Source organism: Bacillus cereus group sp. Bce041 (assembly GCF_052646455.1).
Window position 1 is genome coordinate 286,633 of sequence record NZ_JBQXON010000004.1, and the last position, 12,646, is coordinate 299,278.

Below are 12,646 nucleotides of genomic sequence, written 5' to 3' on the forward strand. Positions count from 1 at the left end.
GACTGAACATTTTGCAATCCAAACTTATAACAGAACTTACTGATTTAGAAACTGCCTTTCATATTCGAAAAGAAGTATTTGTAAAAGAACAAGGTGTTCCTCTTACAGATGAATTCGATACATTCGATGAAATCGGAGAGCAATGTAAACATATTTTAGTTTATTATCATGAGCTTCCTGTAGGTACAGGGCGTATACGATTTGTTGATGGCGTCGGAAAATTAGAACGTATTTGCATTTTAAAAGATTATCGTACATACGGATTAGGTAAAGTCATCATTCAAACGTTAGAAGAAATTGCTCGTAACGAACAAGCTACAAAAGTGAAACTACACGGGCAAACACAAGCTGAAGGATTTTATAAAAAATTAGGTTATGAAACTTCTTCTGATATATTTATGGAAGATGGCATTCCGCATATACTTATGACGAAAGTGTTATCATAATAAAAAGGGTAGTATATGAATCTTATGTATTCATACACTACCCTTTTTTATTAATAGAAAAGTGAATTCTCAAGATTCTCTTTTGAAATCAAAGCCCATCATCTCTTAGTTCATATCTAGGTAAAGCTTACACTGTTTTCCATAATGATAATGCATAAATCCAGTTCGGATCACCATTTCCTTGATAACTCTGGACTGCTTCATATACTTTTCCTTCGTGCAGAACTCTATCTCCCTTTTTATATGCTTTTTTTGCATCCCACGCTTCATATGAAGCGCTTTCGGTTTTTGTAGTAATTGTGAATATATCACTCTGTACGGATTCATTTCCAGCTACATCAACAGCTTTTACTACATATTTATAAGTAGTATTAGCGAGCAGATTTTTATCCAAATAAGAAGTTGTATTGGATGTTGCAATCTTGTTCATTGCCCCTTCTGTTTCTCTATAAATATCATAATGGTCTACACCAATATTATCGTCAGATGGACTCCACATTAAATCCACACTTGACGCTGTTGTTCCCATACTATGTAATCCTTTTGGTTGTGTTGGTGCTTCTGTATCAGGAGTCTCAACTGTCGTTTTTACTGTAAGCGCTGCACTTTCTTTCGATACATTGCCAGCTGCATCAATTGCTTTTACAGTATAAGAGTATTCTGTACTTGGTTGTAATTTCTTATCAATAAAATGAGTGCCTAGTACTGTATCAATCATCTCTCCGTTACGGAAGATTTGATATCCTTTTACCCCTACATTATCCGTAGAAGCGTTCCATGTTAGTTCTACACTATTCGCTGTTACTTTTTGCGTCTGAAGTCCATTTGGAATACTTGGCGCTTCTATGTCTGGTTTCACATCATTAATAAGATTAACATCAATTACATTATAGAATGCATTTGCTGTATCAGCTACATCCCATACTGCTAAAATCACATGATATCCACTACGATCAGTAGGTACATTGATTTTATGAGTTAAATTATTTGAAGCTGCAGAACCATCATGTTGTACTGTTCCAATTGGTTCAAAATCTGCTCTTGTTAGCGCTTTATTTGGATTCCATCCTTTTTTAGTAATATAGTAATGCCACTTACTCGTTAAGTGAGGCGCAGTATACTTCCAAGTAAATGTATTTTCCCCACCAGTGATTGTATTTTTAAACCAACGATTTGCTGTTTGTTGATCTAAAATACCACCAAATTTTCCGCCTGCTGAAGCAATTTGTCCATCTACTGGACCACCTTGTGGGAACCCTTTTGGAGCTTCTAAACTTTGTGGTTCATACATAACACTTCCACAGTTTACATTTAGCGCACCATAAGTTGGACTACATAAAGCAGATCGGCTACCAGGCTTTTCAACAAAACCGTGCGCATAAGCATTTTGAGGAATAAGTGTCGTACTAATAATTCCAGCTGTTAATGCTACAGCTCCTAAACTTTTTTTGTTCATTTTCATATTTTGTAGTTGTTTTAAAAATCGATTATTCATGTTCATGTCTCCTTCTTGTTATACTTTGTAGTGGAATGTGGGCTTTGATGTAAAAGAATAACAAGAGACAAACTTGTACCGATGTATGTGTTAATTATGCATACACCGCAGTGAAATTATATTTTTCTTGTGAAATATTTCACTTTATGAATATATCATGACATAGAAATTACCTGAGTATGTGCAGAAGTTGTGCAGAAACAGTGAAATTATTACTAACATGTAAAACTAAGTCCTAACATTTTAAAATAAAATTTGAATATATTTATCTATCATCTTTACTTCATAATTGACAATACATTTAACTAGTTAACTTTTATTCTTATACTTATATCTCTCAGTGCCTTAGTTTTAACCATACTAGATATTAAAAATAAGAATTATAAAGTTAAATAAAAAGCATCCTATTTAGATGCTTTTCTAATGTATAATTTCATTTTTTCACTGACCTACAAATATAAAAATTTCATCAACAGCTTCCTTATATCCATCTGATTTTTGGAAAGATTTCTTCAAATTCAAAGCAACTTCTTTAAATGACGGATTATTTAATACCATTTCTACACTTTCACTTAGTTGATCCGCAGTTAATCCTTGCATTTGTAATTTTATTCCTGCTCCAAGACTCTCCACTTGCTTTGCGACTACTGGCTGATCTGCACTTTGCGGTATTACAACGAGCGGAACCCCGTTATACAGTCCTTCATGCGCACTGTTCATCCCGCCGTGTGTAATAAATAGTTTCGTATATGTAAGCAGCTCAGTTTGGGGTACATAGTTTTTCACAATGAAGTTTTTAGGAATTTCGCCTAGATCACTTATTTTTGTTTTACTACCAATAGACATAACAATTGTATGCTCACTATTCTCAAAGGCCTTCATACACAGTTTATAAAAGTCAATCGCTTCATTAAAAACAGTACCTAATGAAATATAAATCGGACTTTTTTCTTCAATTGAAGTAAAATCAACGTCTCTGTTTTTCATTTGTGCAGAGATAGATGGTCCTACAAATTTATATATTTCATCAAACGTATCACCAAAAGGCTGGAACTCCTTAATTGTATATACAATAGTAAGGGGTGCAGGATTACAGAAAACTTCATACGATGATTTTATTTCAACACCATATTTTTCAGCAATTCCCTTCGTTAAGTTTTGAAAATCATTCTGTATTTTATCATAAATTTCTACTGGGATATTTTTTGATAGATGACCTAACATTTGCTCAAAAGATTTTTCATCCTGCGCAAAAGATGTGCATGAATTTATGGCTGGAAGTTTAAGGATTTGAGCAATTAAATGGCCACAGCCAAACATAGAATCATGAATTATGTAATCAAAATGTTCACCTTCAATTTGTTCTAAAACGCTAGGTATTACAATATCCGCTGTATGTAGAAGGCCATTTATTCTTTCCTGTAAATAATTTCTGCCTCCAGATAGAAACGCTTTTATAAATTTTTGATCATCAATCGTTCGTACAGTAGCACCTGTCTTCTCAATCCGCTCCCTGAAAGCTTCTATTGAAAAATAAACGACCTCTTCACCACGAGAAATCAATTCATCTACAACTTGTAAAGTTGGATTTATATGTCCTTCTGATCCAGCATTAATAAATAAAACACGCGCCATAATAAACACTCCTTACGTTAAATCATTTCTATGTTGGCAAGAGTACGGATTCTCTCCATACTCTTTTCCTAGCTGTTCGTATCATGTTCCTACTAAATTGACCTAGCGAGTCTAAAACCGAGATCATCTATATGAAATGTAGGATGGCTTCGACGACGACAAGTAGCGCCGCACCCTCTCGCTGTTTCAGCCCAACTACCACCACGAAAAATACGGTATGATCCGTACACTGTTTCATCATACAAATCATAACACCATTCCCAAACGTTCCCTAGCATATCATAAAGTCCCCATGCATTCGGTTCTTTTTGGCCAACGTCATGAATCTCTCCATTTGAATTTTCATTATACCACGCTATATCATGAAGTTTTCCGTATGTATATCCGGTTGTACTTGCTTTACATGCATATTGCCACTCCGCCTCAGATGGTAATCGGTAGCCATTTGAACCTAAATTACATTTCACAATTTGACCACCATCACTAATAGAATAATATTCTTTTAATCCCGCTTTTTTTGAAAGTACATTACAAAACGAAATGGCATCGTTCCATGAAATATTGACAACTGGTTTATGATTTTCATCAAAATTATTTAATGTACTATTTGTAATAGCATCATATAGTTCCATTGTTACAGCATACTTTGCAAGAAGAAATGGTTGAATTTGTACTAGCCATTCTTTTTTTATTCGATCATCTCTTAATACTACCTCTCCAGCTGGAATATTGACCATTAATGAATTGATTAGTTGAATTAAATCGTTAGTCATTTTCTATTCCTCCAAACGTTCATTTTATATGAACTTAAAGTCATATACTCATTACAAAATAGAATTTTCAAAAAGCGTTAAATTTTTCATAATAAAAAACGATTAGTTTTATTAAACTAATCGGTAAGATTCACAAAGAATTTTTGTGTTACATTCTATAATTATATGTGCTCTAAAAATTTCCGAACCTCATTTGGAGATTTTAAAACAATAACCTTTTTCTCTTCCGGCAATTGCTCTAACCCTTTTAAAATTGTAGGTCGTTTAGCATTAGGATATTCCCATATCCATTTAAAAAATTGCAAATCAAATCTTTCTTCACATCCCGCGCCCATATCTGGTCTTGTTTTATTCTGGTATTTTACAATTCTTTTAAAAGCACGATAAATACAAATTGTTCTATGAATATCAAGGAAGATAATTGTATCAGCTGCATTCAGTCTTATACCCATCGTCCCGCCATAATTCCCATCAATAATCCATTTCTCATCTTTAATTAAGTTATTTTGAACTGTTATTTGTTCTTCTCTCGGAACACCTTCCCAATTCGGTTTCCAAAATAATGCATCAAGATGATGCACCTTAATATTTAATTTATTTCCTAACTGCCTTGCTAATGTAGATTTTCCTGAACCACCAGAACCAATTAATATTATTTTTTTCATACCTTTACGATACCTTCTATAACTTCTTCAATAGTTTCCTTATTAGCGAAAATCCAGAAGAACATTTCTTCATTTAACTTTAATAAATCTGGTAACTGGACAAAATAAGCAATAAAGATAATTTGAATTGAAAGCATAACATACCAAATAGCTTTTAGTTCTTCTTTCGTTAAATCATTTTGTTTATAATAACCTTCAAAGACTTTGCTAACGATATGTAACCATTTCCCTCTTAATCTTTCATCACTAAATAGCTCGCTTAATATACTTGTACAGCAATAACATAAATCAAATATTTTTACATTATTTTCTAAAATCTCAAAATCTATAAACCCTTCCAGTTTATCATCTTTAAAGATTACATTTGATAGATGCATATCACGATGAATAATTTGTCTCGGTAATGGATGGACCGTTTCCTTGAAAGCTGCGTGCATTCGCTCCATCTTTTGAATTACCTGTCGATGAACATACTCATTCTTTTCTAAAATCGGTATAGCCCATTCAAATGCCATCCTATATAAATCTCTTTTTATTAACTCATGGTCACTATTCACCGAATGTAATGCTTTGTGCAGATTAGCTATTTCTTCTCCAATTGTACTTGCTAGCCTTTCCAGCTTATTCGTATCTTTTATTTCTAAAACACTTCCGGCAACATACTCATATAAGCAATAATATTTTTCTTTATATAATACATATTGTTCATCATTTTCTGTCTTTACTACTCTCTGTACTTTAATTCCCTTTTCATACAGTTGCTTCAAAACATCGAATTCAACTAGAAGTTGCTTTATTGATCCTGTTTTCTTTAAAATATACTCTTTATTCTTGCATATAACCTTCGCTACTTTTTGTTGAATTACAGTAGCTGTGACATGTTCATTTTGAAACCAAAACTTTGCAATTTCCAGTGCTTGTTCCATTTACAAATACCCCTTTTACAATTCTTATGTCTTCCGAAAAATAACCTCACACAGTACTCCCACTCCAACACCAATTGTATAGGCCACTAAATCACTCCACAAAAAACCGTATCCCAACACGAGTCCGCCCAAAGTCGTTGCACGCATGCTATCTATCCATTCCGCATGATACAATTGGCTCGCTTCAATCCCGTAGCAAAACATTAAACTAATAAAAGCCAACTTCTTCGTCTCTGTTTTAGGAAACAAAAATCCAAAGCCAGTGAAAATCATTAATGCCCATAAAGCATCGCCTAAGTAATCATTTAATAGATGTGGTAGTGCAAAAGAAAACTTTCTTGAGCTAAGACCTAAAATAATAATAACTATAGTAAATAGTGCATATACTACTCTATTTCGTTTCGTATTCATTTTAAAGTCCCCTAATATGTAATGTAAAACTGTAAATAGCTAGTAAAACAAAGTTATTTTACTAGCTATTTATTAGTTGCTTTAATGATAAGAAAATGTGGATTCGTATTTAGATAATAATATGATTTTTCGTCTACTTCTTTCATTTTTTCAATTGCCTTCGGTTCTACTATCTCTTCTAATACAAAATAATTTGTAGTTTCATTTAGTATGTCTTGTAATGATCTTCTAAAAAACTTGACTTCAATAGTAATATTCGGTTTAACCCAAGTATCTATTAATAACTGTTTTTCAAAATAATTTTCACATGGAAACTTTGTGAAATCCATAAAAGGATGATGAATAGAATATATAAGTTCTCCACCTGGCTTCAATACACGACGAAATTCTTGAAATACTTGATTCCAATTTTCTATATAATGAAGAGTTAATGAACTTACAATCACATCATATGTATTATCTTTAAATGGCAATGTTTCTTGCAGATCATGACAAAGGAACGTTGCTTCTTCTCCTATATTTTCTTTTGCTGCTTTTACCATTTCAGGACTTACATCAATTGCTGTAACATTTGCTCCTCTTTTTATGAATTGAGAAGTATACCATCCAGCTGCACATCCAGCATCTAGTATCTTTTTTCCTTCTAGTTCCTTTGGAATAAGCTCCATCATCGCCGGTCTTTCATAATAACTGTTATATGGATTTGCGAAATCTAGATTTTCTTTATATGTACTCGCTAATTTATCATACGTATCTTTAATAGAATCTTTCATTACACACACTCCTAATACATATTAATCTATTAACTCCTGCTGCTTTTTCTTTGAAAATGATTGTAGTACTAAATCATACGACCAATCAATCATTTTATTAATTTGCTCCTGCTCTATATCCTTATGAATATAAACAGTATTCCAATGTTTTTTATTCATATGATACCCTGGAATAATGGTTTCTGGATAATCTTCTCTTATTCTTAATGCGACTTCTGGATCACACTTCAATGTAATCGTAGCTTTTTCGCCTTCTTCATGATTTACTATCGCAAATATTTTATTATTAAGCCTCATACATGTTGCACTCCAACCATCTGGAGAATCTTCTGTCGCTTTTCTTTTCGATAAACAGTACGCTCTTGTTGCATTCATTTTAATTGGCACCTCTTATTCTTTCCCTGTTTGATTACGATGCATCACAATTTGCTTCGTTGCTTGAAATTGCTGCTCACCGTAAAACTTTATTAGCTTCTCTCCGCAAAATAGACTAACAATATGAATATGAGATATTTCCTCGAGTAACATTGTAAGCATCTTCTCTCCAATACCTTTATTTCTTACACTCTCATGTACGACAACATCTTCAATGTATGCTCGAAAAATACCATCAGAAACGACTCTAGCAAATCCAACTAATTCATTTTCTTCCCATACTCCAATGGCTATGCTATTCTTTAACATTTTTTCAATATCGACTTCTTTTCTTTCTGGCCACCAACCGACAGAATCATAAAGTTTTTTTATTTTTTCTGCACAGATTGGTTGTTCTTGTTGCAATTTATACGTGTACATATTCTTTCTCCTATCAAACAGTATACATAATATTATTATAATCTCTTTTCAAAAAAGTGCTGACTATGACCTTTCGGATGATCTTCAACGACACCATACTCCCTGTAACCGTGCTTTTTATAAAATTCTGGTGCTTGAAAACTAAATGAATCTAGCAATATTAATCTACACCCTTTCTCCTTCGCAATCCCTTCAATTTCATGTAAAAGTTGGCTGCCATAACCGTCATGACGAACTGATTCATCAACCCATAAAAAGTCGATATGAAGGTGATAAAAATACATCGTACCTGTTACGCCACCAAAAATTTTTCCTTCTTCATTTTTTACTACGAGGCGTACTTCTTCCATCGTCTGTCTTGCCTCATCTGTTAAGATGGACATATTATATTGAATAACTTTATTTTTAATATATTCTCCTTCAGTACGTGTACCGTTCTTTATATGTTTCATTTATATTGCTTCCTTTCAGCTTAGTAATCTACATTTTATTTTTTCTCTTTAAAATACTAATGCATACGAATCCACCATATGTAACAAAGCATGAAAAGCCAATTATACCTGGTACAGAGACATATCCTACCCTTATGTAACTTATAACCGCAAAACAAACGATAGACAATAAAATAGATGGCCAAAATATAAGAGCTGTTTTTCTTCTTCCTCGTTGCGATGTACTTTCTTTCTCTCCAGAAACACGTGTGCCAAAAAGCAATACAATACAAATAAGGATCGCTGCAAAGTAAATTGTATCTAATGACAAATTGTGATCATATAGTGCGATTCCAACTTCAAGAGCAATAATCGTTAAAATTAAAATAATGATTGTTGAAGTCTTTAAGTTTCTTTTCAATCGCTCACTCCTAGCATGCTTTCACTATATTCTTTGTATATGTACTTTAAAACTGCTGCAAAAGCTTCATCTACCTCTTTATTTTCACGTCGATTCGGTAAATCTTTTCCCCCCATCACATAAAGAAGCGGAAATTCGTTAAACATTCCTATTATACCAATAAATTCAATATCGAATATAAAAAAACTTTTCGGCAGCTCATATCAGCTATTTAAATAAGAAAAAGGTAGCATGAATTTTTTCTTGCTACCGAAAAATATTTATTCTTCTATAGGATTTTCAGGACCGTTAAGTTCCAGCTGATAAAAAGCTAAATCTAGCCATTTATTAAACTTATAACCAGCTTTTTTTATTGTTCCTGCATGAATAAATCCATAGTTTTGATGCAAGGCAATACTTTTCTCATTCTCTGCATCAATTCCAGCAATTAAGGTCATATACTCTCTTTCCTTCGCAATTTTGATTAATTCTTTCATTAATGAAGACCCAATGCCATTTTTTCTATATGCCTTATCTACATACACAGAATGTTCAACTGAATATTTATAAGCAGGCCACGCTCTAAATGGGCCGAATGTCGCAAATCCTACTACTTTATTATCTAATTCATATACGAAAATTGGATACCCTTCAGCCTTTTTTTGTTCATACCAATCTATTCTATTTTCAAGGGTTACAGGTTTATACGCATATACAGCTGTTGTATAAAGTATCGCATCGTTATAAATATCTAAAATGTATGCTAAATCTCTTTTCGTTGCTTCCCTTATCATTATTTTCTTCCTTTCATCATGTTCATCTTATTTCACTATCTTTTCAATAGTTTTATTTTATCGAAATTTCCGATTTTTATCTACATACGAATACTAGCTTTTCGGAAACCATCAAGTATATTTATTGCAGCAGATAACATGTAGAAGAAAATTCCTCCCCCAATGAGCCACGTTTTAAACTCCTCTGGGGAAATAGTAAATGCATTTGCCAAATACGTAATAAATCCTGCGTTTAATAAATGTGGATTTACTACAATTACAATGAATATGATTGTTCCGACTACTTGAAGAATAGCATTTCCAATTGCCAACCTTTTCGTCCATTGTCCCTGTACTAACTTATAAAGTGATATAGCTACTTCGAAAACGATCATAACCAAAATTAGGGGCCAGTATTGAAGCAAAACATCTTGATTAAACGTTGGCGCGACAAACTTCAATCCGTTTTCTGTACCATGATATACGCCTACAAGATGATTCGCATAAAAGTAAAGTGTAGCCCATATTGCTGTCCACATTAAACCTCCAAAAACTTCAAACTTTGAAATCGCCTTTTTCTTCGGGATATACGAAACATTTTTCAAGTCATCTGGTGTCCATTTTTTTAAGCTTGTTGTTAATGGGTGTGGATCCTTTTCTTTATCAGTTCTTTCTAAAATAGCAAATACAAGTGTTAACCAGAAAAATACATGGAGACCCACTTCAAAAATTTCCCCTATACCTTTACCTATCAATTGTAAAATAACATTTAATACCGCTTGATCACCATTATAGCCTATAAAATTTTCTGCAACCATTGGAATGAGCGCAATAACAGCTGCAAGTGGTATAATCATTTTTAATAGCGTCGTATATACATCAAAATAACGTGGTCCAATTAAATGCATTGGTCTATCCAAGTACCCATTAGCCAATGAAACTGGACTTCCCAATTTTTCGAGTATACTCTTCACATCTTCCTCATTATAATCGTCTGGTAACATATCCTCTATTGTTGACCGTAGTTCAAGTGTAATATCTTCACGATTTTGTTCAGGCAATCTCTTCGCAACTTCATGGACATACATATCAATCAAACTCATTTTCGTCCTCCTCCTTTAATAAGTTATAAAGTTCTTTCGAATCCTTTACCCACTGCTTTTTCAATTGTAAAAATATCTCTAATCCATATTCACTTAAAACATAATACTTACGAGGTCTACTCTCTGTTTTATCCCAACTACTCGTCACTAACTCCTGCTTTTCTAATCGGCGAAGTAGTGGATATAAAGTACTTTGATCAATTGTAATCCCTGATTGCTCCAATAACTGGACAAGTGAATATCCGTACTGCGGCGTTCTTAATTGACTTAAAACAGCTAACGTTAATGTCCCTCTTCTTAACTCAGTAATTAACGAGTTTAATAAAGTATCCATTCACTCACCTCATTTCCATTACTATATGTCATACAGTATGTGTTTTATACTATGTATCGTACAGTATTAATGTGACAAAAACTATAATCATTTACCAAAAAACGGATAATAAAAAGCGCAAATTATATGATTTTTGCTTTTTTAGCTAAGTTATATATCTATAGCACTCTAAAAGGTAGCACCTTAACTACTAATTTTGAAGTTCTAGTAATGCTATATTAAGTTACAAGTATCGTACACATATGATGTGACCATAACATATCACTATAGGAAGCTAATAAAACGGCAAATTACCATGGTTGAATGATTCCTGTTTTATTCTTTAGGCACTGTTGATTTCACACTGTTTTCAGCACCTAATCAACGTTATTTCCTTCATAAACTTCATCTTGTTCAAAATCTCTATTTTTATTTGGTTTATTAGAGAAAAATAAAAAAACAATTAAATTAGGTTAATTGTTTTTCAAATGCAAAATCTTTATTTTTTTAAATAATCTATGATATTCGAAAAGACAAACTCTCCAAATGCAAGTGGTATATAAATAAACCATAACTTTAATATTGCCTTTGTTTCTTTGTGATCAGAATCCCCCATTAAAACCAACCCTATCCTTTTTCTTCTAATATTTTCATTTTAATTCCAATAACAAGGAAATTATACCATTTATTAATGTTGTAGTCTATGTTTTCTAAAAATTAAATAAATACAATATTGCATTACCTTAATATCCAGATAAACACAATAACTTTTTTTACGTTTCATCTTCAAAGTCTATAATGAGTCCTGTTAGAACTGCTTCATTACCAATCGATTGGATCCCGTGACCAATAAAATCCATCTTAAATTCTTCCCACTTTAATTTATGTAATGATATAATAACACTAAATTTTCAACACGTGCTTAATAGATTGGGGACTTATAATGGATAAACCTCTCACTGCATTACAAACTATTATTATACATATGAATACAACTGAGCATTGGCATGATTTTATTTGTTACTGTCAGCATCGCGAAGCGGGACTTCGAAAATTAGCTTATAAACATTTAGAGACATTTATTACAAATGCAAAGAAATGGGAATCAAAAGATCAAGAGGAGTTTGCCATTTCACTGTTTACTATTTTAGATGCATCAAACGAAAAAGATGAGGTGTTAACTTTCTCACTAAATAGTTTTCTAATTGACATTCTATATAGATGGACAGAAAACACCCCATTTGATTCAAGGCCTTTTAGATGGATAGGAATTTATATGGACTCTAGCAATAAAGAAGACGATTTAGAAAAATCCCTTCGAAAAGCGATTGAATTAGGTGGTGATACCGAACAAGAAGCCATGATATACCTAGTTTCTAATTACATCAATACTTTAAAATTTGGTACACATGAATTCCCTTCAGGTTATTGCGGAGATTTAAGCGAATGTATAGAAAAACTTCCCTATATGCTTCAATTAACTAATAGAATTCAGAATAAGAACATAAAGGAGCAAAACATTGGTCAAATACAAGAACAACTACACTTAATTCTAGATTGGTTAAAACATACACAAATTCCAGTAGATGCTGTTCGTATATGGGAAAAAGAACAAACTAAGGAATTAGAAAAAAGCATCGTATATCATTTAAACAACAGCTCAAGTCATTAATTCGTCTACTATTTCAATATAAAAAAGAGGATTTT

General features: G+C 32.6%; 16 protein-coding genes and 1 pseudogene. 2 read left to right on the forward strand and 15 right to left on the reverse strand.

Translation table 11 applies throughout. From position 1 onward, the window contains the following. Positions 1-11: 11 nt before the first annotated feature. The gene (locus tag ACUN13_RS15655; RefSeq protein WP_001190883.1) at positions 12-446 is read left to right on the forward strand and encodes a GNAT family N-acetyltransferase; all 435 of its coding nucleotides are present in this window, start codon (positions 12-14) and stop codon (positions 444-446) included. Between the two features lie 127 nt (positions 447-573). Here ACUN13_RS15655 and ACUN13_RS15660 read toward each other — a convergent pair whose 3' ends face one another. The 15 genes and pseudogenes from ACUN13_RS15660 to ACUN13_RS15730 form a co-directional block, all read right to left on the reverse strand. After that, positions 574-1,941, reverse strand: coding sequence for a lytic polysaccharide monooxygenase (locus ACUN13_RS15660; RefSeq protein ID WP_001065147.1), 1,368 nt, complete (start codon positions 1,939-1,941; stop codon positions 574-576). Between the two features lie 441 nt (positions 1,942-2,382). Beyond that, complete coding sequence (locus ACUN13_RS15665) at positions 2,383-3,576, reverse strand: macrolide family glycosyltransferase (protein WP_000124879.1); 1,194 nt, start codon at positions 3,574-3,576, stop codon at positions 2,383-2,385. Between the two features lie 92 nt (positions 3,577-3,668). Further along, positions 3,669-4,349, reverse strand: a complete 681-nt coding sequence (locus ACUN13_RS15670) for a formylglycine-generating enzyme family protein (RefSeq protein ID WP_000180354.1) — start codon at positions 4,347-4,349, stop codon at positions 3,669-3,671. Between the two features lie 161 nt (positions 4,350-4,510). Continuing rightward, positions 4,511-5,014 carry a DNA topology modulation protein gene (locus ACUN13_RS15675; RefSeq protein WP_000720558.1) on the reverse strand — a complete coding sequence of 168 codons (504 nt, stop codon included), beginning with the start codon at positions 5,012-5,014 and terminating at the stop codon, positions 4,511-4,513. Continuing rightward, entirely contained in the window at positions 5,011-5,940 is a 930-nt protein-coding gene (locus tag ACUN13_RS15680) for a phosphotransferase enzyme family protein (RefSeq protein WP_409532112.1), read from the reverse strand. Before ACUN13_RS15680 ends, ACUN13_RS15675 begins: the two co-directional genes overlap by 4 nt. A gap of 24 nt (positions 5,941-5,964) precedes the next feature. Next, complete coding sequence (locus ACUN13_RS15685; protein ID WP_001093456.1) at positions 5,965-6,351, reverse strand: ribosomal maturation YjgA family protein; 387 nt, start codon at positions 6,349-6,351, stop codon at positions 5,965-5,967. Positions 6,352-6,416: 65 nt separating this feature from the next. Continuing rightward, complete coding sequence (locus ACUN13_RS15690) at positions 6,417-7,124, reverse strand: class I SAM-dependent methyltransferase (RefSeq protein ID WP_000655262.1); 708 nt, start codon at positions 7,122-7,124, stop codon at positions 6,417-6,419. 21 nt (positions 7,125-7,145) lie between these two features. Then, positions 7,146-7,499: an MmcQ/YjbR family DNA-binding protein gene (locus tag ACUN13_RS15695; RefSeq protein ID WP_000994627.1), complete on the reverse strand. Its 354-nt coding sequence runs from the start codon at positions 7,497-7,499 to the stop codon at positions 7,146-7,148. A gap of 15 nt (positions 7,500-7,514) precedes the next feature. Further along, on the reverse strand, positions 7,515-7,919 hold the full coding sequence (locus ACUN13_RS15700; RefSeq protein ID WP_060852057.1) for a GNAT family N-acetyltransferase: 405 nt from the start codon (positions 7,917-7,919) through the stop codon (positions 7,515-7,517). Positions 7,920-7,954: 35 nt separating this feature from the next. Continuing rightward, positions 7,955-8,371: a GNAT family N-acetyltransferase gene (locus ACUN13_RS15705; RefSeq protein ID WP_000680537.1), complete on the reverse strand. Its 417-nt coding sequence runs from the start codon at positions 8,369-8,371 to the stop codon at positions 7,955-7,957. Between the two features lie 28 nt (positions 8,372-8,399). Continuing rightward, complete coding sequence (locus ACUN13_RS15710) at positions 8,400-8,771, reverse strand: hypothetical protein (protein WP_000827997.1); 372 nt, start codon at positions 8,769-8,771, stop codon at positions 8,400-8,402. Next, positions 8,768-8,932: pseudogene (locus tag ACUN13_RS15715) on the reverse strand (serine hydrolase); the annotation flags it as partial. The pseudogene ACUN13_RS15715 and the gene ACUN13_RS15710, both read right to left, overlap by 4 nt. Positions 8,933-9,031: 99 nt before the next feature. After that, positions 9,032-9,544 carry a GNAT family N-acetyltransferase gene (locus ACUN13_RS15720; RefSeq protein WP_000617522.1) on the reverse strand — a complete coding sequence of 171 codons (513 nt, stop codon included), beginning with the start codon at positions 9,542-9,544 and terminating at the stop codon, positions 9,032-9,034. Positions 9,545-9,624: 80 nt separating this feature from the next. Beyond that, a complete protein-coding gene (locus tag ACUN13_RS15725; protein WP_409532115.1) occupies positions 9,625-10,626 on the reverse strand; it encodes an HAAS signaling domain-containing protein in 1,002 nt (333 codons plus the stop codon). Further along, a complete protein-coding gene (locus tag ACUN13_RS15730; RefSeq protein WP_000380296.1) occupies positions 10,613-10,960 on the reverse strand; it encodes a PadR family transcriptional regulator in 348 nt (115 codons plus the stop codon). The genes ACUN13_RS15725 and ACUN13_RS15730 overlap by 14 nt, the downstream gene beginning before the upstream one ends. Before the next feature lie 922 nt (positions 10,961-11,882). On the opposite strand from ACUN13_RS15730, the gene ACUN13_RS15735 reads away from it, so the two are divergent. Beyond that, the gene (locus ACUN13_RS15735; protein ID WP_065224849.1) at positions 11,883-12,611 is read left to right on the forward strand and encodes a hypothetical protein; all 729 of its coding nucleotides are present in this window, start codon (positions 11,883-11,885) and stop codon (positions 12,609-12,611) included. Positions 12,612-12,646 lie beyond the last annotated feature (35 nt).

What these genes read in the sequence shown, in the direction of transcription:
- ACUN13_RS15660 (WP_001065147.1), bottom strand. Translation starts at nt 1,941, where the DNA reads ATGAATAATCGATTTTTAAAACAACTACAAAATATGAAAATGAACAAA.
- ACUN13_RS15665 (WP_000124879.1), bottom strand. Translation starts at nt 3,576, where the DNA reads ATGGCGCGTGTTTTATTTATTAATGCTGGATCAGAAGGACATATAAAT.
- ACUN13_RS15670 (WP_000180354.1), bottom strand. Translation starts at nt 4,349, where the DNA reads ATGACTAACGATTTAATTCAACTAATCAATTCATTAATGGTCAATATT.
- ACUN13_RS15675 (WP_000720558.1), bottom strand. Translation starts at nt 5,014, where the DNA reads ATGAAAAAAATAATATTAATTGGTTCTGGTGGTTCAGGAAAATCTACA.
- ACUN13_RS15680 (WP_409532112.1), bottom strand. Translation starts at nt 5,940, where the DNA reads ATGGAACAAGCACTGGAAATTGCAAAGTTTTGGTTTCAAAATGAACAT.
- ACUN13_RS15685 (WP_001093456.1), bottom strand. Translation starts at nt 6,351, where the DNA reads ATGAATACGAAACGAAATAGAGTAGTATATGCACTATTTACTATAGTT.
- ACUN13_RS15690 (WP_000655262.1), bottom strand. Translation starts at nt 7,124, where the DNA reads ATGAAAGATTCTATTAAAGATACGTATGATAAATTAGCGAGTACATAT.
- ACUN13_RS15695 (WP_000994627.1), bottom strand. Translation starts at nt 7,499, where the DNA reads ATGAATGCAACAAGAGCGTACTGTTTATCGAAAAGAAAAGCGACAGAA.
- ACUN13_RS15700 (WP_060852057.1), bottom strand. Translation starts at nt 7,919, where the DNA reads ATGTACACGTATAAATTGCAACAAGAACAACCAATCTGTGCAGAAAAA.
- ACUN13_RS15705 (WP_000680537.1), bottom strand. Translation starts at nt 8,371, where the DNA reads ATGAAACATATAAAGAACGGTACACGTACTGAAGGAGAATATATTAAA.
- ACUN13_RS15720 (WP_000617522.1), bottom strand. Translation starts at nt 9,544, where the DNA reads ATGATAAGGGAAGCAACGAAAAGAGATTTAGCATACATTTTAGATATT.
- ACUN13_RS15725 (WP_409532115.1), bottom strand. Translation starts at nt 10,626, where the DNA reads ATGAGTTTGATTGATATGTATGTCCATGAAGTTGCGAAGAGATTGCCT.
- ACUN13_RS15730 (WP_000380296.1), bottom strand. Translation starts at nt 10,960, where the DNA reads ATGGATACTTTATTAAACTCGTTAATTACTGAGTTAAGAAGAGGGACA.
- ACUN13_RS15735 (WP_065224849.1), top strand. Translation starts at nt 11,883, where the DNA reads ATGGATAAACCTCTCACTGCATTACAAACTATTATTATACATATGAAT.